This is a genomic window from Raoultibacter phocaeensis (genome assembly GCF_901411515.1).
GTDB lineage: Bacteria > Actinomycetota > Coriobacteriia > Coriobacteriales > Eggerthellaceae > Raoultibacter > Raoultibacter phocaeensis.
On sequence record NZ_CABDUX010000001.1, the window covers coordinates 1149367 to 1170335 of the forward strand.

Genomic DNA, 20969 nt, shown 5'->3' on the forward strand with positions numbered 1-20969 from the left:
TGGTACATACCGATTCAAAGGAAGGCCGAAGTCCGGCTCCGTCTGAAGCTCCTCAAACGGCGCACGACGAGCTGAGCCCGTTCTCGGAACCGGGAACGTGGACGCCTTCGCAGTTCAAGCCGAACGATTTCGCGGGTATGCGCGCCCGTGCGGGCGGGCCCACGAATACGTACGGCAACGCCAACCGCAAGAAGCATAACGTGCGCGAGTATACGCTCGGCGAAGAGATCGCGAACTCGATCACGCACGGCATCGGCATCGCGCTCGCCATAGCCGCTATTCCCATCCTCGTTATGGTCGCGGTGGGACATGGCGGCGGCATCCGCCTGTTCGCGGCGATCGTGTACGCCGTCACCATGGTGCTCGAGTACACGATGTCGACGCTGTACCATGCCATCGCGGTCGAGAAGGCTAAACGCATCTTCAAGATACTCGACCATAGCTGCATCTATCTGTTCATCGCAGGCTCGTACACGCCGTTTTGCCTCGTATCGCTTGCCGATTCAGGCGGCGTGTGGCTGTGCGTTTTCGTGTGGGCAGTGGCGCTCGTGGGCGTTGCCTGCGAGGCGTTCTGGGTGTTTCGACCGCGCTGGATTTCGGCGGCTTTGTACCTGTTGCTCGGATGGTGCGTCATCTGGTTTCTTCCGGCGCTCATCGCGGCCATTCCCGCACCGGGTCTGTGGCTCTTGGTCGGCGGCGGTATCTGCTATACGATCGGGTGCATCTTCTACGTACTCAAGAAGATCCCTTACATGCATTCCATCTTCCATCTGTGGGTGCTGGCAGGCAGCATTCTGCAGTTTCTCGCCATCGCACTGTACGTGCTGTAGCCTAAGGGGTGAACCTAAGTAACGGTATGGATGTTGGCATAAGCATCGTCGTCACCTTTATCCTCGTGCTGGTGAACGGATATTTCTCCATGTCGGAGATGGCGCTCGTCAACGCGAAACGCGTGCTGCTTGAAAAGGATGCCGAAGAGGGCGATACGCGCGCCTCGCTCGCCATGGGCCTTGCGTCCGATTCGAGCCAGTTCCTCGCAACCATTCAGGTGGCTATCACGCTCGTCGGGTTCTTCGCTTCCGCCGCAGCGGCCACGAACCTCTCCGATCCACTGTCGCAGTGGCTTTCCGGCTTCGGTATCGGGTGGCTTACGTTTATCGCACCAGCCCTATCTCCGGTGCTCATCACGCTTGCGGTTTCCTATCTGAGCATCGTAGTGGGCGAACTCGTGCCTAAGCGCATCGCGCTCGCCGACGCTGAGAAAGTGGCGAAAAGCGTATCCCGCCCGATCATCGTGTTCAGCACGATCGCAAAACCCCTCGTGTGGCTCACCTCGGCTTCCGCAAACGGACTGGCAAAGCTCATGCGCATCAAAAGCGCCGATGAGCGCCAAGATGTGTCCGAAGAGGAAATCAAGTACATGGTCACCGACAACAAGGAGCTGCTCGACGACGAGAAGCGCATGATCCATGAGATCATCGCGCTCGGTGACACGACGGTGCGCGAAGTCATGCAGCCCCGCGTCGACATGATGCTCGTCGAAGACGTCGAAACGGTGAAGCAGGCACTTGACCGCATGCGGGGGACCGGCTATTCGCGGTTGCCTGTGTACCACGAGGATTACGATAACATCGTGGGTATCGCCCACTACAAAGATCTCGTATCGCCTTTGATGGACGGCAAGGCCGATGAAGAGGTGGGAAAATACGCCTACGAGGCCATGTTCGTACCCGAATCGAAGGATATCTACCCGCTTCTCTCAGAGATGCAAACAAATCGGCAACAGATGGCCATCGTCGTAGATGAGTACGGGGGCACCGATGGTTTAATTACCCTCGAAGACATCGTTGAGGAAATCGTCGGCGAAATCACCGACGAAACCGATTCGGAGAGCGAGTACGTGATCCCGGTTTCCGAAAACGAGTGGTCGATCGACGGGCGGCTTCCCACCGACGAGGCTGAAGAGCTCGGCTGGCCGGTCACGGAATCGGACGATTACGAGACGGTGGCCGGATGGCTGCTCGATCGGATCGACACAGTGCCCCAGATCGGCGACCAGTTCACGATCGACGGATATTCGTTCAAAATCCAGTCGATGCGACGAAGGCGCATATCGTCCATCAGGGTGAAGAAGCTTGATAACGCGCAGGGCGGTTCGGGTGGAACCGAGCCACGACAAACGGGTGGAATCGACTCGCCGGGTGGCGAGACGGAAGATAAAACCAGCTAGCAGGTGCTTCGCTTATCCGTAAGGCGGCGATGCTCCGGCGGGCCGCAGACGGAGGGAGGCACGGTGGCAGCAGACAAACGATTGTACCGTTCGCGCGATGCGCTGATCGGCGGCGTATGCGCGGGCATTGCCGAATACTTCGACATCGACCCCATCGTTGCGCGCATCCTCGCCGTCGTGCTCACGCTGGCAACTGCGGGAACCTTCGCTATCGCCTACCTTGCGCTGTGGATCATCCTGCCGCTTGCCCCCGATCCGACGGCTCCCGTTGAGGTGAAGCCCGAATCGGTTCATTCGGAGACGTACGGTCCAGTGTATTACGAGGCGCCCCCGGCTACCGAGCAAGCCGCTTCGCATGCGCCTACGGAAAAGGGACCGTACTACACCTATCCGGATGCCACGCACTCCTACCCGACCTCAGGGCATGTTCCGCCCGAGCCCCCGACGAGCTACGGCGAAGCGCACGTGCCCCCTCAGGCTGCCGGGCAGGTCCAGCCTGCGCCCCCCGCAGAACCCGTTTCGGGTAAATCGGTACGCGTAGCGCTCTGGTTCGGCTTTATCTGCCTGTTCATTGGATTTTCAGCCCTGCTCGGGCATTTCATCCAAGATGTGTCGTGGTGGCAGTTCTGGCCGGTGCTGTTCGTTATCGTGGGCATCGGCAACATCGTCATTCCCGCCCAAAAGGGCAAGCGCATGTCGCAGTTCGTGAACGGGATCATGGAGATAGCCGTCGGTGCGGTGCTGCTGTGCATGTCGCTCGGCGTTGTGACGTTTTCGAGCGTGATCCCGATGGTCGAGAATCTCTGGCCGCTGCTTGTCATGATGGTCGGATTCTTCATCCTGTCCAATGCCTTGAAAAGCCCGCTGCTCGAACTGATAGGAGGCGCGTGCTTCGTCGCGTTCTGCGTGATCGGGCTTGTGTGGTTCACAACGCCGGGACCGACCGAGTTTCTGACCGTGGAGATTCCGTTCAAGGAAACCGTGGTCATCGATATCAACCCGTGGGACGAGAGACGCTGATGAACAAGTTCTCGCACTATCCCAAATCGGCGCAGGTTGCCATCATCATCGGAGTCGGGTGCGTGCTGTTCGGCGTATGGAGGCTTCTCGGCGTGGCGTTTGGCTACGGGTGGTGGACGGCCATTCAAAAAACGGTGGGAACGGTGTTCTCGTATGCGTGGCCCGTCGCGCTCATCTGTGCCGGGCTCTACGTGGTGTGGGCTGCGCGGGCCGGTCGGCTCAAGAACGTTTCCGACGTCGATTGGAAAAAGCCGTTTGGGCGCAGCGTCACCGATAAGCGCATTGCCGGGGTGTGCGGCGGCATCGCGCAGTTTCTCGGCATCGATGCTACGATCGTGCGCGTGCTTGCGGTGATCCTCTTCGTCATCATGCCGGTGTTTACCGTGCTTGCCTATCTTGTTGCGGCTATCTTCATCCCCGAGTTGTAACACCGTTCGATTCACCGACTGATAGCGGACGGCAAGGCGTGCATATCTTTCGCTCGTTTTTCGTCTGGGTTTCCGCATGCAAGTTCGCGACCTGCGAAGGTAGGTTCTTGTACACCATACTACGTTCGTGTTTTGCTTATGAACGGCCCCCTGCATTTATAGAACAAACGGTGGAGGGCCTCCATATCTCGACCTCAAAAAGTTGGCTGAGCCGTGCGTTTTGGAGTAGAATACAACAAGTCAAAACAGCATAGAGCTATCTGGACAGCAATCCTTCTTACAACTTACTACGCTGTCACCGCCATAGGCGGCTTAGTTTTGCGCTGTAAAACGAAAGGCTTACGAAGGCTTTGGCACAGAAACGATACAGCAAATCGCACAGACGCCCTGCGGTGATCGCCGGATTCGCGGCGTGCCTTGTGGTTACGGTGTGCGTCACGATCGGAATCGGCACATCGTTCGCCGGCGCCGGCGGCGTGAACACCTCCGGGTTCGGTTTGGGTGATGCGGTTGCTTCCGAAGATGCGTCTTTGACCGACGTGCTCGGCGCGCCGTCCGATACGAGCGTGCGCGAGAGCACTCAGCTGTCCAATTCCGCCCAACGCGATATCACGAAGGGCATCGAAGCGATTGAGGCCAAGGAAGAGGCCGATCGCATCGCCGCCGAAGAGGCTGCGCGCGCTGAAGAAGAGGCGAAGATTCAGGCGGCCCTCGAGAAGAAGGCCGAACAGGAAGCCAATAATCCTCCTGCCATTGATTTGAGCGAAGTTGATTGGACGGTTGGCAAGGAAGCGTTTATCGCCGAGTGGACCGGGCGCATCGATGCGTACCTCGCCGGATCCCCGCTTGCCGGTCAGGGCGTGACGTTTGCCACGGCCGCTTGGGATAACGGCGTCGATCCGCGCTGGTCACCCGCTATCTCCAACACCGAAAGCTCGAAGGGCGCGGTGTGCTTCCTTCCCTACAACGCATGGGGCTGGGGTAGCTCTTCGTTCTCAAGCTGGGAAGAGGCTATCAACACCCATGTGGCCGGCTTGGCTAACGGGTACGGGCAAACCATCACGTACTGGGCTGCCAAGAAGTACTGCCCGCCGAACTACGATAACTGGTTCCGCGATACGCTCGGTCAGATGCAGAGCATCTAACGACGAAGAAATAACGAAATGTACAAGGCCCGCGCAAGCGGGCTTTTGCGTGTCCTATACTGGTGCAAAGCCGCTTGAGCGCATGCCATGCGCAAGGCGGTTGCGAGGTATGCGCATCTGCCCGAGGCGGCTGCGCAAGCGAAAGGATGGAAATGAGCAACGTCATCGTCGTCGGGTGCGGCCGTGTAGGCTCGCAGCTTGCGAACATGCTATCCGATAACGGCAGCAACGTCTGCGTGATCGACCGCAACCCCGATTCGTTCGCGAACCTCGGCCGCAACTTCAACGGCTCGGTGCTCCAAGGTCTCGGGTTCGATGAGGAAACCCTTGTCAAGGCCGGTATCGAGGAATGCGATGTGCTGGCGGCCGTCACCCAGCTCGACAACACGAACCTCATGGTAGCCGAGGTTGCGGGCCGGTTATACGGCGTGCCGCACGTGATCGCGCGCTTGTACAACCCCGATCACGAACGCGCATATATGCAGCTCGGCATCGATTACGTGTGCGGAACCTCGCTTGTGGCCGAGGACGTGTTCTCGAAGGTCGTCGCGGGGCACGGAAGCCACCTCGATACCTTCGGCGAGTTCGAGGTGCTGCGCTTCTCCCTTAACCTCAACGGGTTCGGCAAGAAGACCATCCGCGTGTCCGAGATGGAGCGCGATCACGACGTGCGCATCATCGCGTTCGAGCGCGGCGACGGTTCGGCAAGCTCCATTCCCACGCGCGATAGCATCCTCTACCACGGCGATACCGTGCTCGCCTGCGTGCGCCACGAGCTTATCGAATCGTTTTCCCAGTACATTCAAGATTAGGAGCCTGCGCTATGTATATCGTGATCGTGGGGGGCGGCAAAGTGGGCGAGTATCTCGCGAACGTGCTGCTCCAAAGCGGAAACGACGTCGCCATCATCGACGAGAACCTGCAGACCGCCGATCGCCTGTCGGTGACGCTCGAGGGTCGCTACCTCGTCATCCACGGTGATGGGTGCGATTCGAAATATCAGGAGGATGCGGGCATCCGCAAAGCGGATATCTTCGTAGCCACCACCGGTCAAGACGACGACAACCTCGTATCGTGCGAGATCGCGCAACGCGTGTTCAACGTGCCGCGCTGCATCGCGCGCGTGAACAGCCCGAAGAACCTGCGCATCTTTCGCGAGGTCGGCATTGAGTGCGTGTCGTCGACGACGCTCATCGCGAACCTCATCGAGGAGGAAGCGCTGCTTGGCAGCGTGAGCATCGCCTCGTCGCTCTCGCACGGCAACGTTATGCTCTCCGAAGTGGCCGTGCCCCGCATGAAGTACCACAACAACGAGTTGGGTATCGCGGTCGAGGATGTGCCGCTTCCCGAAGGCAGCCTCATCGCGGCGGTGTCAACGCCCGACGATGTCGAGGTGGCCACGCCGGGCACGCTTCTGTATCCGGGCGACAAGGCGATCGTGGTCGCCGACAGCAACATAATCGACGAAGTCCGCTTGGTGTTCAAAACCTTGTAGTGTTTTCCAGTATCAGATCGTAATCGTAAGAAAGGGCAGTACATGATCAATCGTTACACGCGTCCGGAGATGGGTGCGATCTTCTCGATGCAAAACAAGTTTTCCATCTGGAAGGAAATCGAGGTGCTCGCGTGCGAAGCGCAGGCCGAACTGGGGAAATCCGGCATCACGAAAGAGGAAGCTGCGTGGATTCGCGCGCATGCCGATTTCACCGTCGAGCGCATCGACGAGATCGAGAAGGTGACGAACCACGATGTGATCGCGTTCACGACGAACATGGCCGAGTACATCGACGCCGACGTGCCGCAAGGCCAGGAGCCGCCGAGCCGCTGGGTGCACTACGGCATGACCTCGTCGGACCTCGGCGATACGGCGCTGTCCTACCAGATAACCCAAGCCATCGACATCATCATCGCCGATATCAAGCAGCTCGGCGAGGCCTGCAAACGCCGCGCCTTCGAGTTCCAGGAGACGCTCTGCGTGGGTCGCACGCACGGCATCCACGCCGAGCCGATGACGTTCGGGATGAAGTTCGGCTCGTGGGCGTGGGCGCTCAAGCGCGCTCAAACGCGCATGGAAGAGGCGCGCGCGGTTGCGGCATGCGGCGCCATCTCGGGGGCTGTGGGAACGTATTCGAGTATCGATCCGTTCGTCGAAGAGTACGTATGCGAAAAGCTCGGGCTCACTCCCGATCCGCTCTCGACCCAGGTGCTTGCCCGCGACCGGCACGCGCAGGTTATGGCGGCGCTTGCGGTTACGGCTTCCACGCTCGAATCCATCGCCCTGCAGGTACGCCTGCTCCAGCAGTCCGACGTCATCGAAGCGGAAGAGCCGTTCACGAAAGGCCAGAAGGGCTCCTCAGCCATGCCTCACAAGCGCAACCCCATCACCGCCGAGCGCGTCTGCGGCCTCGCCCGCGTGGTCAAGAGCAACGCCCAGGTGGCCCTCGACGATGTGGCGCTGTGGTACGAACGCGACATCTCGCATTCTGGCGCCGAGCGCGTGGCCTTGGCCGACAGCTTCACCGCACTCGATTACATGTTCGGAAAAATGCAGTGGATGCTGGACGGTCTGCAAACCTATCCTGCCAAGATGGAGCACAACCTGTGGCGCACGCGCGGCCTCATCTTCTCGTCGAAGGTGCTTCTCGCGCTTGTGGACACGGGCATCAGCCGCGAGGATGCGTACGTGATCGTACAGCGCAACGCCATGAAGGTATGGGAGGACATCCAGAATGCCGTAGACGGTCCCACGTACCGCGAGCGGTTGGAGGCCGATCCCGATGCCGCCGCCCTCACTCAAGCGGTGCTCGATGAGATTTTTGACCCGTGGGATTTCCTCACGCGCAAAGACGTGGTGTTCGATCGCCTGAAAGGGCTGGAGTTCTAGCTGATTGCATAAGTGGTGGCTGGTCGGCCATGCGCTAAGCGGTTGGGCTGGCTGCAGGCGCAAATTTGAGGCTGCGAGCCTGATCAGAATCGTTGCGGGCCCATCGGGATACGAGTTCCGATGGGCCCGCGTGCGTTCCGGCTTCGAGTACGAAATCGCCTTTTGCTTCGGTGCGCTGCTGCAATAGCCTGAATGCATCAGTCTGCACGCAGTGTTTCACGTGAAACATTTGTTCGCTTTCTTATTCTAATCATTTACACCATCTAATGATTAGAATGATGATAAACTGATAAGAAAACGAGAAAGGAGCCACCATGTTTTCGGAAAGCGACGTTATCGAATTCAAGCGCGAGTTTTCGCGAACGACGCTCAAGACGGTGGTCGCCTTCGCCAACACGCGTGGCGGCATCGTATACCTTGGTATCGAAGACGATGGCGAAATCTGCGGCGTTGAAGACCCCGATGCCACCATGCTCGCGGCTGCCAATTCCATTCGGAGCTCGATCAAGCCGAATACTTCGATGATCGTGCAGTGCGAGCGCATGGAGATGAACGGGAAGCATGTGGTCGGCATCCGTGTCGAGCGGGGCGCTAACCGACCGTACTATATGGCCGATAAGGGAATGCGGCCAGAGGGCGTCTACATTCGTCAGGGTTCGGCTTCGTTCATGGCCACAGAAGCCGAGATCGTCGACATGTTGAAAGCCTCCCAGAAAGACTCGTTCGAAGCGCGCCGATGCCTGCATCAAGCGCTCACGTTTTCAGAGACGAGCAAAGCCTTCGAAAACCAGAAGCTCGAATTCGGCGATGCACAACTGCGAACGCTCGGGTTCGTCGATGAAGACGGCCAGTTCACCAACCTTGCCTGGTTGTTGTCTGATCAGTGCACCTGCTCGATCAAGCTCGCGCATTTCTTCGGCACCAAGCGCATCACCTTTAAGGATCGGTTGGAAACGAGGGGATCGTTGCTTGCCCAATTCGATCAAGCGTGCCATTTTTTAGCAGAACACACGCACTATAAAACGCGGTTCGTCGATATGAGGCGGGAAGACTACGATGACTATCCGCCCGATGCGGTGCGCGAGGTGCTGGTAAACGCTCTTGTCCACCAAGACTTCGATAGCGGCGCACCACCGCTCGTGAGCGTTCTGGAAGATCGTCTCGAAACCGTGTCGCATGGCGGGCTGCCGGCTTCCTATTCGCTCAGTGAATTCCAGATGGACGTCTCGGTGCTGCGCAATCCGAGGCTCGCCCACGTGTTTTACCGGCTGGGGCTGATCGAGGCGTACGGTACCGGTATTGCACGTATTTTCGAGGCGTACGAAAGAAGTGAAACCGGACCCGTTTTCGACATCACAAAACACGTGTTCAAGGTTGTGCTGCCCAATCGAAATGCAACCCATGCGTCTGACGGTGAAGAGCGCGGCAGGCGGGATATCCACGGTGGCGATGAGTTGGGCAATCAAGAACGTCTCGTGTTTTCGGTCATCGAAGAGCAAGGGCCGCTCAAGCGCAGCGAGCTTCAGGAGCGCTTCGATTTCTCGCAAGCTACGCTTCTGCGCATCCTCAAGCGCCTCGAAGAGAAGGGGCTCGTACGCGCCGAAGGCAACACCCGTCGCCGTGTGTACCGTGTGCTGGTAGCAGAGTAAACGAAACCATTCCGGAAAACGGCTGTACTGTGAGCGTGCGTATGTCTACGCTTTTGAACACAACGAAAAACACAAACTGCAGTGAGCCTTACGCAACCGGCGCCCATACGCGCACAAGGCAGACCTTCTTCGTCGTGCCGTCGATGCTCGTGTTGTTCACGCTTGCATACGTTACGAAGGTCGACGTGCTGCCCGTGGTGGCGAGGTAGTCGCCCTCTTTCCCGCTACCGCTTTCGGTGGGAAGCGCGAAATACGTCATCGATCCGATATCGACGCCGCACACTGCACGCGTCGATTTCACGATGAACCAGCTGCCGCACCACGCGGGCGCTGCGGTAGGGCTGCGGGTCCACGAAAACCAGGGAAGCCCGTCGTACGCTTCGGCTGCGTGCGTTTGCGCGGGCGTGTACGTGCCGATCTTCGCAATGCCGTCGCCGTAGTTGTACCACGCATCGAACGAGAACGTGAATCCGTTTGCGCCGTATCCCGCTTCGAGCGGCTTCATGGCGCTGGGCAGCACAACCTTGTCGAGGACGGTGCCCGAATCGGCATCGATAAGCGTGAGCTGGTGGTTGACGCCCGAGCTGTTCGTGCGGGGCGTGATGACGAGGCTGTCGGACGTGGGGTAGGGCGGCGTGCTCATGCGGCCGGTTGACGCGTATACGGTGTCGATTGCGCCGTTCGAGCCGAACCGAGAGCGTTTGAGCAGCGAATCGGACGTGGTGCGCTCACCACCGAGCGCGGGAAGCACCTGCCAAAACGCGTTCATGCCGACCGCCGCGATCGTCGGCGTTTCCCAATCGGCAGCCAAGCCCTCTTCGAGCAAGGTGGGTGTACCGAGCGCGCCATCGGAGAGCGATGCCGCGAAGATGCGCCACATGCCGTCGAGGATGTTCGACTCGGTCCAGATAACCCCCTGCTCGCTTGTGCGAACGTCGTAGATGTCGTAGCCCTCCGCTTGCCCCACGGCTTCCTCGAGCACGGTTGTGCGTTCGCCGCTTCCCAGGTACAAAAGCGCTACCTGGGTGAGGGGCCGTGCCGATTCTTCGGTGGGAAGCAGGCATGCGGCAACGGAGTCGTTGTTCGTCCAGAGAAGGGTTCCGTACGGAAGCTCGAAACTTCCGACGAGCGTGACGTAGTTGCTGAGTTCCGCTTCGTCGATGGCGGTACAGTTATCCGAGAGCGAAACGGCGTCGACGGGCACCTGAAGGGTTGCGACCGTTTCTTCGGGATCCTCGCTCTGTGTTGCGTTGTACACGGCGAACCCACCGCCCGCAAGCGCCGCCGCCGCACCGATACCGAGCGCTCCGTAGAGAAAATGGCGGCGTGTGAGGAGCGTTTGGCCGTGGGTAGGGCGCGAGGGCGAAGGCGCGGGCGTCCGCGAAGGCGGTGCAGCCTTCTTCCTTGTGTAGGCGCGCTTTGCATTCATCTGCTTAGCGTGAGCGCGCTTCGCGTGTGTCGGTCTGCGTTCGGGCACGGTCTACGCTTTCTATATAACGGGGATTGGTGCGCGATTCGCGTGGGCAAGCCTCTGAACTCGGCAAATGACCCCGTACTCCGTTTGAGTTACTTTGCACGTTTATTGTGTCATTTACCGTACAGCTTAGAGGCCAAAACACATCAATTGCTACAATAAACGCAAACACGGTCCCGCATTCGTACTCCTGCGGATTAGGCGGAATAGACTGAACCGATGAGCTTGAGGAGATTTCCATGAGCAACGAAACGAGACGTATCCTGCTGGTCGAGGACGAGAAGGCGATCCGCGATGCGGTCACCGCGTACCTCGAGCGCGAGAATTATTGGGTCACGGCGGTTGGCGACGGCCAGGAGGCCCTGGAAGAGTTTTCTAAGCACCACTTCGATCTGGTCATCCTCGATCTTATGCTTCCCCGTGTGCCGGGCGAGCGCGTATGTCGCGCTATTCGCGACAATTCCGATGTGCCGATCATCATGCTCACGGCAAAAGGCGAAGTCGAGGATCGCATCATTGGCCTTGAGCTCGGTGCCGATGACTACTTGGTGAAACCGTTCAGCCCCCGCGAGCTCGTGGCCCGCTCCCGTGCGCTTCTGCGCCGCGTGCATGCCGATTCCGAGCCGCAGCGCGAGGTGCTCGAGTTCGGCGAGCTCACGATCGACGTGTCGGGCCACAAAGTGCTCGTCAACAACGAGGAGATCGATCTGACGGCGAGTGAGTTCAAGCTGCTGACCACGCTGTCCCGCTATCCGGGGCGTGTGTATTCGCGTATGGAGCTTGTCGAGAAGGTGCTCGGCTACGATTTCGAGGGCTACGAGCGCACGATCGATTCCCACGTGAAGAACCTCCGCGCCAAGATCGGCGATAACCCGCGCAATCCCAAATGGTTGCACACCGTGCATGGCGTGGGGTATCGCTTCGAAGATCCCACCAAAGCCGGCCAGTAAGAACCTTCGGTGGTCAAACGAGAGAATATAGCCGCCGATCCCGACGGCGGTGCGCGCCACCCCCGCGTTTGGTCGAACTTAACTTACACGACCCGCTTAACCGTATCGTTTGCCGCGATCGCCGCCATGACGGCGCTCGTGGCAATCGGCGTGCTCTCATTTGTGTGGGAGCAGCATTTTCAGAGTTACACGCGCGACAATCAGAAGGTTGTTGCAAACGGAGTCGCGATTCAGATCGCCGATCGGTTCGCCACAAACGGGGGCTTCTATACCGATGACGGCAGCCTAAGTGAATACGTGGTCAAGCCCGCTATCGACAAGTACAACGATTCGGAAACCAAAGGGTTAGGCATTGCCGTTTTCGAGAAGGGCAATCCCGAGCCGCTCTGGTTCAGCACGCTTGCCGATAAGACGGAAAACGGCGAGGATGATGCCAAGGCCGAAGGACAAGCTCAAGTTTCAGACAATACCCCGGTCGATGCGCAAACAGGTGAGGACGATACGGCCGATCCGACCGACGGGCAAGCAGATCACAACGATCAGCCCGCACAGGATGATAGCACAGCAAACGGCCAGCCCGAGGCGCAAGCAGGAGCCCAAGCGCCGAATTTTTCGCAAGAGATATTCGGCGTGCCGAGCAAAGGCGAGCGGGTGGATGCCAGCATCAAGGTTGGCGACGAGGTGGTCGGCTCGGTTTCAGTATGGCTCTACGGATCGAGCACGCTTCTGACCACGCAGGACATCGAATTCCGCGAGAAGTCCTACCAAGCCATGATCTTCGCGGCCGCCATCGCCATCATTCTTTCGCTCTGCATCGGCTTTCTCTTCGCGCGCAATCTCGTGCGGCCGATCAACCGCATGACCACGACCGCGAAAGCCATTGCCGAGGGCGATATGTCGGCGCGCACCAACATGCGCGGCGACGACGAGATTTCGCGTCTCGGCGAGACGTTCGATGCGATGGCGGAATCGGTCGAGAAGGATCGCGAGCTCGAACGGCGCCTTACCACCGACGTCGCTCATGAGCTGCGCACGCCGCTCATGGCCATCCAGTCGACGGTCGAGGCGATGGTCGACGGTGTGTTCGTGGCCGATACCGAGCGCTTGGAAACCGTGAACTCGGAAGTGCAGCGGTTGAGCCGTCTCGTTGACGCGCTGCTCAAGCTCGCGCGGCTTGAAAACCGCTCCACGCCCATGAAAGAAGAGGTTGTCGACGTGGGATCGCTCATCGCGGGCATCGTTTCCACGCATGAGGCGTTCGTCAACGATTCGGGTCTCACGATGGAGTTCAAAACGCAGCCCGACGTGTACGTGTACGGCGATGCCGACATGATTCGCCAGGCTACCGCGAACCTCATCTCCAATGCGGTGCGCTACACGCCCGAAGGCGGCCATGTTACGGTCAGCGTGAAGAAGGGCGACATCATGGCGTCGATAGCGGTGAAGGATACCGGCATCGGCCTTTCGCCCGAAGAAGCCAAGATGGTGTTCTCGCGTTTCTGGCGTGCCGATGCAGGCCGCAACCGCGAAAGCGGGGGGCTCGGCGTAGGACTTGCGGTGGTGAAGGAGATCGTCGATCGTCACGGCGGATGGGTGCACGTCGAGGGCAAACCGAACGAGGGAGCGACGTTCACGATCTACATTCCGCTTTACGATGAAAACAGGGTGAAAAACCGAACCAAAAACAAGGAAAAGTCGAAGTCGCGTTCGAAGAAGTAGCCCGTCATGCTATCGTGTCCTTTTGCGGTAGCGTGCGAATACTGCACGGTTTGGACACAGGCCCAAGGAAGGAAGATCAAGCGACATGACCGGAATCGATATCAAACCCGATGCGCAGGGAAAAGTGCGCGATCTGTACGATCTCGGCGACAAGCTCTTGCTCGTCGCATCGGATCGGATCTCGGCGTTCGATTACATCCTCGAGGATGAGATTCCCTATAAAGGCCAGGTGCTCACGCAGCTTTCGTGCTTCTGGTTCGAACTGCTTGACGGCGTGATCGAGAATCATCTGATTTCGGCTGACGTTGCCGATCTGCCCGAGCAGTTCAAGCCCTATGAAGACTACCTGCGCGGACGATTCATGCTCGTGAAAAAGGCCGACATGTTCCCGATCGAATGCATCGTGCGCGGCTACCTTGCGGGTAGCGGCCTCAAAGAGTACGAGCGCGAAGGCACCGTGTGCGGCATCGAACTGCCCGAGGGTTTGGTGAATTCGTCCAAGCTCGAAGACCCCCTCTTCACGCCTTCGACCAAAGCCGAAATCGGCGATCACGACGAGAACATCAGTTTCGCGCGCACCGCCGAGCTTATCGGCCAGTCGGATGCCGAAGCGCTGCGCGACCTGTCGATCAACGTGTATTCGACGGCGCGTGACCATGCGGCTGAGCAGGGCATCATCATAGCCGATACGAAGTTCGAATTCGGGCGTTTGGGCGATAGCATCATCCTGGCCGACGAAGTGCTTACCCCCGATTCGTCGCGGTTCTGGGCGGCCGACACGTATGCGCCCGGCCAAGAGCAGCCGAGCTTCGACAAGCAGTTCGTGCGCAACTGGCTGAACGACAACTGGGATCGCACGGGCAATCCGCCCCGCCTTCCGCAGGACATCATCGATAAGACGAGCGAGAAGTATATACAAGCCTACGAGCGCATCACCGGGCGCACGTTCGAGAAGTAAATCGCCGCGGACGCCCGTCTGGCAGGGTGCAGGTGGGCACGCAGGCAGGCACAACAAGGAGACAGAAGCGCAATGAGCCAAAGAAACCCGATGAACGATCGTTACACGACCGACGACCACAAGGGGCAAACGCGCAAGAGCGCGGCAACGATGAAGCCGAAATCGAAAGCGGCCTCATCGGTGCGCGTCCAAAGCACCACGAAGACGAAACAGCAGAAGAAGGCGGAGCAGAAAGCGGCACGCCAAAAGCAGTCGCAGATCGATCGCAAGTATTACAACCCCCCGACCGAGCAGTACAAGAAGCTGCGTCGTCTGTGGTGGATTCTGCTTGTCGGCGCAATCGCCATGACGGCGTTCTCGTGGCTTTCACGCTCGTGGTTCCCCAACACCGAAATGGTGAGCTTCGTTGCACTCGGACTTGCCTACGTGCTGATCATTGCAGCTCTGTACATCGACTTCTCCAAGATCCGCAAGGTGCGCCGCGCCTATCAGGAAGAGATGGAAGCGAAGAAGACCAAAGAGGTCCGCGCCATGGAGAAGCAGGCCAAGGCCGAACAGCTGCAGAAGAAGGCCGCTGCGAAGGACGACGGAGCCGACAAGCCGGCTGTTGAGGCGCCGAAGAAGCGCAGTTTGTTCGGTAGCGGGTTCAGGTTGTCGAAGGCCGAAGCCGACAAGACTGCCAAGAAGGCGGAAAAGGTCGAGGTGGCATCTCAGAAGGACGAAACGGACGCTTCGTCCAAATAAAGTAGTTTTCTTGCGGCGAGCGAGGGGTCGGGGTCAAGTTGGTATGAAGTACCCGTGGTTTCTGAGCTGGCCGCTTCGGTTTGCATGAGGAAGGTAGGGACCTATTCATGGTTTCTCGTGTCTACGTGGAAAAAAAGCCCGGTTTCGACGTGGAGGCGCAGCAGCTGCACGAAGAGCTGCAAAGCATTTTGGGAATCGAACGGCTTCGCGGCTTGCGGCTTGTGAACCGCTACGATGTCGAGGGGATATCGGAGACGCTCTTCGAACAGTGCGTTCCGACGGTGTTCAGCGAGCCGCAGACCGATATCGCGTCGACCGCGATGCCCGAGACGTGCGGCGCGTACGTATTCGCGGTCGAGTATCTTCCCGGCCAGTTTGACCAGCGCGCCGATTCGGCGAGCGAGTGCATCCAGCTCATCAGCCAGGGCGAGCGCCCCGTCGTGCGCAGCGCGAAAGTGTACATGCTCGAAGGCGATTTGACCGAAAGCGACATTGCCGCCATCAAGCACTACGTGATCAATCCGATCGAAGCGCGCGAGGCGTCGCTTGAGGTGCGCGACACCCTCCAGATGCCTCAGCCGGTACCCGCCATGGTGGAGGTGCTCGACGGATTCTTGGAGCTTGACGAAGCGGGGCTTGCCGCGTTCATCGAAGAGCGCGGTCTGGCGATGGATCTGGCGGATATCGTGTTCTGCCAGCAGTACTTCGCCGAAGAAGGCCGCAACCCCACGATCACCGAAATCAAAATGATCGATACGTACTGGTCGGACCATTGCCGTCACACCACGTTCGGCACCGAGCTTTCGGTAGAGGCGATCGACGACGAGGCCGTGCGCACCGCTTTTGAGAAGTACCTTGCCATGCGCCACGAACTCGGACGCGATGAGAAGCCCGTGTGCCTCATGGACATGGGCACGATCGGCGCGCGCTACCTCAAGGCGAAGGGCATTCTAACCGGACTCGATGAGTCCGAGGAGATCAATGCCTGCACCGTGCGCGTGAAGGTCGATGTGGACGGCGAGGAGCAGGATTGGCTGTACCTCTTCAAGAACGAGACGCACAACCATCCCACCGAAATCGAGCCGTTCGGCGGCGCGGCAACCTGCGTGGGAGGTGCCATCCGCGATCCGCTTTCAGGGCGCAGCTACGTGTACCAAGCCATGCGTGTGACTGGTGCGGCCGATCCGCTCGTGCCGGTTTCCGAAACGCTGCCGGGAAAGCTGCCGCAGCGCAAGCTCGTAACCACGGCCGCCGCCGGTTATTCTTCCTACGGCAACCAGATCGGCCTTGCAACGGGCCAGGTGAACGAATTGTACCATCCCGGTTACGCGGCCAAGCGCATGGAAATCGGCGCCGTTGTGGGGGCGACGCCTGCCGACCACGTGCGTCGCGAGACGCCGGCACCGGGCGATGTGATCGTGCTCTTGGGCGGGCGTACGGGTCGCGACGGCATCGGCGGGGCCACGGGTTCTTCCAAGGCGCATACGCTCGGATCGCTCGAGAGCTGCGGTGCCGAAGTGCAGAAGGGCAACGCGCCTGTCGAGCGTAAGATCCAGCGTCTGTTCCGCCGGAAAGACGCCTGCGAGCTCATCAAGCGCTGCAATGATTTCGGGGCAGGCGGCGTGTCGGTTGCAGTCGGAGAGCTGGCCGATGGCCTGCATATCGATCTGAACCGCGTGCCGAAGAAGTACGACGGTCTCGATGGCACCGAACTCGCGATCTCGGAGAGCCAAGAGCGCATGGCCGTGGCGCTTGCGCCCGAAGATGTGGATACGTTTCTGCGCCTTGCCGTCGAGGAGAACCTCGAGGCCACGCCGATCGCCACGGTGACTGAAGAGGCGCGCGTACGCATGGAGTGGAACGGCGAGACCATCGTGGATGTGAGCCGCGCGTTCCTTGCCTCGAACGGTGCACCGAAACAGCAGAGCGTGCGGGTGGCCGAGGGCGGCGCATACGAGCGCACGTGGCCCGGCACGACGCTTACCGAGCGCATGCATGCGCTCGTGACCGATTTGAATGTGGCTTCCAACAAGGGCCTTTCCGAGCGGTTCGATTCGACGATCGGCGCGGCGAGCGTGCTTATGCCCTTCGGCGGATCGCGCCAGCTCACGCCGAGCATGGCTATGGTGGCCAAGCTGCCCGTCGACGGGGAGACGACCACGTGCAGCGGCATGGCGTGGGGCTTCAATCCGTATCTCACCGAGGCGAACCCCTACGTCGGGTCGTACATCGCCGTCGTGGAGAGCGTTTCTAAGCTTGCAGCCGCAGGCTTCACGCGTAAGGACATGTACCTGACGTTTCAGGAGTACTTCGAGCGCTTGCGCAACGAACCCGTGCGGTGGGGCAAGCCCGCAGCAGCGGTTCTCGGCGCGCTCATGGCTCAGATCGATCTGGGTATCGGCTCCATCGGCGGCAAAGATTCCATGTCGGGCAGCTTCGAGGATCTCGATGTGCCGCCAACGCTCGTAAGCTTTGCAACGGCGGTGGGGTCGGTCGACCGTGTGACGTCGCCCGAGTTCAAGCAGGTGGGAAGCCGCGTGGTGCGGATAGCCCCGAGCGTCTATGACGGCGTGAAGCCTGCGGCGGAGGGCTTGCTCGAAGCGCTCGAAATCGTGGAAGGGCTCATCGGCGAAGGGTCAGCGCTCGCAGTATCGACCCCGGGATACGGGTGCACGGCGGAAGCGCTGTTCAAGATGTGTCTCGGCAATCGCATCGGCCTTGCGATGGAAGCAAGCGTGACGGCCGAGGAACTGTTCTCGCCCTCGTACGGGAGCTTCCTCGTGGAACTTGCCGCAGATGCCCCGCTTCCGAATGCGAGCGAGGGGGTATGCGTGGGCGTCGTGGGCACGACTACCGAAGCCTATGCGTTTTCGGCTGCAGGCGAGACGATCGATCTTGCCGAGCTGCAGGAAGCATGGGAGGGTAAGCTTGAGCCGGTATTCCCGTACCGCGCCGCGGGCGACGAGGTCGAAACGGTGAGCTTTACCGATGCGCTGCCGCTCACCTACAGCGGCTCGATTGCCAAGCCGCGCGTGATCATTCCGGTGTTTCCGGGCAACAACTGCGAATACGACACCGTGCGCGCTTTCGAGCGTGCGGGGGCTGTGGCCGATGTGTTCGTGGTGAACAACCTCACGCCCGACCGTGTTGCCGAAAGCACCGAGGCGTTGGTGAAAGCTATCAAAAACAGCCAGATCATCATGTTGCCCGGTGGCTTCTCGGGGGGCGACGAGCCCGACGGCTCGGCCAAATTCATCACGGCGTTCTTCCGTGCTCCCGCAGTCACCGAAGCGGTGCGCGACCTTTTGCAGAACCGCGACGGCCTTATGCTCGGCATCTGCAACGGGTTCCAGGCGCTCGTGAAGCTCGGCCTCGTGCCGTTCGGCGATATTCGCCCTATGGACGAAACATGCCCGACGCTCACCCATAACACCATCGGACGCCATCAGAGCCGCCTTGTGCGCACACGTGTAGCGTCGAACCTTTCGCCGTGGCTTTCGCGCTGTGGAGTGGGCGATATCCATACGGTTGCCATCAGCCATGGGGAAGGCCGCTTCGTGGCGAGTCCCGAAATGCTTGCGCAGATGAAAGACGCTGGCCAGATTGCCACGCAGTACGTCGATGCGAACGGCGTACCGTCGATGGACTTGGACGTGAATCCCAACGGCTCGGTGCTCGCCATCGAGGGTATCACAAGTCCCGACGGCCGCGTCTTCGGCAAAATGGGCCACGTGGAGCGCAGCGGCGACGGCTTGTACAAAAACGTTCCCGGCAATCTGTACCACCCGATCTTCGAAGGCGGCGTAGGGTACTTCACCGATTAAGAATCGCTGCGGGAAGTTTTTCGGCTGATGTTCGGAAACTTCCCGCATTTCCGCCTATTTCGATTGCCGGTTGAAAAGCTGCAAGCGCGAGTGGTCGATCACCATTCAACCATTCAAAACACGAACAAATGTTTCACGTGAAACACGGCATCTGGCAGAGATGATGTGCTCGATACTGTGTCTTCTAGAGTGCTCGGAAGGCCGCATTTTCCTATGCTCGATAAGTTGATCACGTTTTTCCGTACTGAAGCAGTGCTCTGCATCGCGGCCGTGTGTGCACTTGCTTCGATGGCGTTCGTTCCCCCCGACGCCTCGTATGCTACCTATATCGATACGCGGGTGCTCATTCTGCTTTTTAGCCTCATGGCTGCCGTGTCGGGTCTCAAGGAATGCGGACTTTTTTCGATACTTGCACAAAAGCTGCTCGAAAGCAAACGACCGATGCGGCTGATAGCACTCACGCTCGTCATGCTTCCGTTCTTTTCGTCGATGCTCGTTACTAACGACGTTGCCCTTATCGCGTTCGTACCTTTCGCTGTGCTCGTGCTCGCCCATGCCGGGCAGACGCGCCATCTTGCCTGGGTTATCGTTTTGCAGACGATTGCTGCGAACCTTGGCGGTATGGTAACGCCGATCGGCAATCCCCAGAACCTGTACCTATTTACCTATTATTCGATTACATTTGGTGATTTCCTGCGAGCGCTGCTTCCGTTCGGCGTGCTCTCGCTGGTTGTGCTGGCAGCGGCATCGATGGCGACGGGCGGCGGATCGACCGACGTGTCGCTTCCCCTTTCGCTATCGCGGGGTGGAACGAAACGAATTGCCCTTCATGGGATCCTTTTCGCGCTTTCGCTGCTGGCGGTGCTGCGCGTTGTGGAGCCGATCGTTCTGCTTGCGGTGGTCGTATGCGCCCTTGCGCTATTCGACCGCACGGTTTTCAGGCGCGTCGATTACGGATTGCTGCTCACGTTCGTCTGCTTTTTCGTGTTCGCAGGCAACATGGGGCGGATCGAAGCGGTGCGCGAGCTGCTCGAAGCGTGCATGGGCACGCATCCCCTGATAACATCCGTCGCCGCAAGCCAGGTGATCAGCAACGTGCCTGCTGCTGTGCTTCTGTCGGGTTTCACGGAGACGTGGCAAAGCCTGCTCATCGGCGTCGACCTCGGAGGATTGGGCACTCCCATCGCCTCGCTTGCGAGTCTTATTTCGCTGCGCATCTATCTGCATGTCGATGGAGCGCGCATTGGGAGGTTCATGCTCGTGTTCGGGGCGGCGAACGCCGTCATGCTCGCGCTGCTACTCGGTTTGTACGCGATTTTGTATGTGGTGTAGGGATCGGACATTCAAGCGTACTCCAGCAAATAAGATGCTAAACCGACCATCTTTGCCAAGCTGTCTGACAAGATATAAACCAACCTTGACACAATGAATGGCAAGATAGAATTTTTTCGGCGTATCGTTTTCGTGCAGCCGTTGCTGGAAAGATCAAAGAAACTTTCGAAAAGGATAGTCTTGCTGTGTTCGAGCGCAGTCTTTCGCTTGGATCCATCCAGCCACCCGCACGCGGTATGGTAAACACGGGAGTTGGGTTCGTCGCTGCGTGAAAACATACCGCATGTATCAAGAGATGCATCGTGTCATCACGCAGAGCTATCCAAACCCCTATTCCTTTTTAACTTTGAAGATGAAAGGCAGAAGTCCTACAGTTTATTCCTGCTGGCAGATGCGATTGCCGCGTTTTGTTTCCAGGATCCCAGGCCATAGAAGGGCAGTTCCCTTTCTTGACGAAATCCAAAAAGTGTTTGATGGGGTCTGCCCCTTCGCCGTCTCGTTTGTTTTTCAACTATCGGTCGAGAAGTTAACAGAAAACACGAACACATGTTTCACGTGAAACATCTGGTTTCGCACTGTGGCGGTGCTAGCGGTTCGCTTGTCCTTGCCGCG

The 20969-nt window shown here is 59.1% G+C and carries 16 protein-coding genes; 15 read left to right on the forward strand and 1 reads right to left on the reverse strand.

Features of this window, described 5'->3' with window-relative positions:
* The first annotated feature begins 137 nt into the window (after nt 1-137).
* The 9 genes from trhA to FJE54_RS04555 all read left to right on the forward strand — a co-directional run bounded on the left by trhA (nt 138) and on the right by FJE54_RS04555 (nt 9356).
* Nucleotides 138-830, forward strand: coding sequence for a PAQR family membrane homeostasis protein TrhA (trhA, locus tag FJE54_RS04515; RefSeq protein ID WP_180326646.1), 693 nt, complete (start codon nt 138-140; stop codon nt 828-830).
* Nucleotides 831-856: 26 nt separating this feature from the next.
* Complete coding sequence (locus FJE54_RS04520) at nt 857-2230, forward strand: hemolysin family protein (protein ID WP_139651540.1); 1374 nt, start codon at nt 857-859, stop codon at nt 2228-2230.
* Between the two features lie 63 nt (nt 2231-2293).
* Nucleotides 2294-3250, forward strand: a complete 957-nt coding sequence (locus tag FJE54_RS04525) for a PspC domain-containing protein (RefSeq protein WP_139651541.1) — start codon at nt 2294-2296, stop codon at nt 3248-3250.
* Nucleotides 3250-3678 (forward strand): PspC domain-containing protein, encoded by a 429-nt coding sequence (locus FJE54_RS04530; RefSeq protein WP_139651542.1) that lies wholly within the window; start codon nt 3250-3252, stop codon nt 3676-3678. Before FJE54_RS04525 ends, FJE54_RS04530 begins: the two co-directional genes overlap by 1 nt.
* A 350-nt stretch (nt 3679-4028) precedes the next feature.
* Entirely contained in the window at nt 4029-4823 is a 795-nt protein-coding gene (locus FJE54_RS04535; RefSeq protein WP_139651543.1) for a CMP-2-keto-3-deoxyoctulosonic acid synthetase, read from the forward strand.
* 152 nt (nt 4824-4975) lie between these two features.
* A complete protein-coding gene (locus tag FJE54_RS04540) occupies nt 4976-5635 on the forward strand; it encodes a potassium channel family protein (protein ID WP_139651544.1) in 660 nt (219 codons plus the stop codon).
* A gap of 11 nt (nt 5636-5646) precedes the next feature.
* Entirely contained in the window at nt 5647-6318 is a 672-nt protein-coding gene (locus tag FJE54_RS04545) for a potassium channel family protein (RefSeq protein ID WP_139651545.1), read from the forward strand.
* Between the two features lie 42 nt (nt 6319-6360).
* A complete protein-coding gene (gene purB / locus FJE54_RS04550; protein WP_139651546.1) occupies nt 6361-7707 on the forward strand; it encodes an adenylosuccinate lyase in 1347 nt (448 codons plus the stop codon).
* Between the two features lie 314 nt (nt 7708-8021).
* Entirely contained in the window at nt 8022-9356 is a 1335-nt protein-coding gene (locus FJE54_RS04555) for an RNA-binding domain-containing protein (protein ID WP_139651547.1), read from the forward strand.
* An 88-nt stretch (nt 9357-9444) separates the two neighbouring features.
* Here FJE54_RS04555 and FJE54_RS04560 read toward each other — a convergent pair whose 3' ends face one another.
* Nucleotides 9445-10833, reverse strand: coding sequence for a Tat pathway signal protein (locus FJE54_RS04560; protein ID WP_255467215.1), 1389 nt, complete (start codon nt 10831-10833; stop codon nt 9445-9447).
* A gap of 236 nt (nt 10834-11069) precedes the next feature.
* On the opposite strand from FJE54_RS04560, the gene FJE54_RS04565 reads away from it, so the two are divergent.
* The 6 genes from FJE54_RS04565 (at nt 11070) to FJE54_RS04590 (ending at nt 20357) form a co-directional block, all read left to right on the forward strand.
* The gene (locus tag FJE54_RS04565; protein WP_102380233.1) at nt 11070-11780 is read left to right on the forward strand and encodes a response regulator; all 711 of its coding nucleotides are present in this window, start codon (nt 11070-11072) and stop codon (nt 11778-11780) included.
* Between the two features lie 126 nt (nt 11781-11906).
* Nucleotides 11907-13499 carry a sensor histidine kinase gene (locus FJE54_RS04570; RefSeq protein ID WP_139652214.1) on the forward strand — a complete coding sequence of 531 codons (1593 nt, stop codon included), beginning with the start codon at nt 11907-11909 and terminating at the stop codon, nt 13497-13499.
* 85 nt (nt 13500-13584) lie between these two features.
* Nucleotides 13585-14457, forward strand: a complete 873-nt coding sequence (locus FJE54_RS04575) for a phosphoribosylaminoimidazolesuccinocarboxamide synthase (RefSeq protein ID WP_139651548.1) — start codon at nt 13585-13587, stop codon at nt 14455-14457.
* Between the two features lie 90 nt (nt 14458-14547).
* Nucleotides 14548-15201, forward strand: coding sequence for a hypothetical protein (locus FJE54_RS04580; protein ID WP_255467217.1), 654 nt, complete (start codon nt 14548-14550; stop codon nt 15199-15201).
* 107 nt (nt 15202-15308) lie between these two features.
* Nucleotides 15309-19025: a phosphoribosylformylglycinamidine synthase gene (locus FJE54_RS04585; RefSeq protein WP_139651549.1), complete on the forward strand. Its 3717-nt coding sequence runs from the start codon at nt 15309-15311 to the stop codon at nt 19023-19025.
* Between the two features lie 213 nt (nt 19026-19238).
* Nucleotides 19239-20357, forward strand: coding sequence for an SLC13 family permease (locus FJE54_RS04590; protein ID WP_139651550.1), 1119 nt, complete (start codon nt 19239-19241; stop codon nt 20355-20357).
* The last annotated feature ends 612 nt before the right edge of the window (nt 20358-20969 follow it).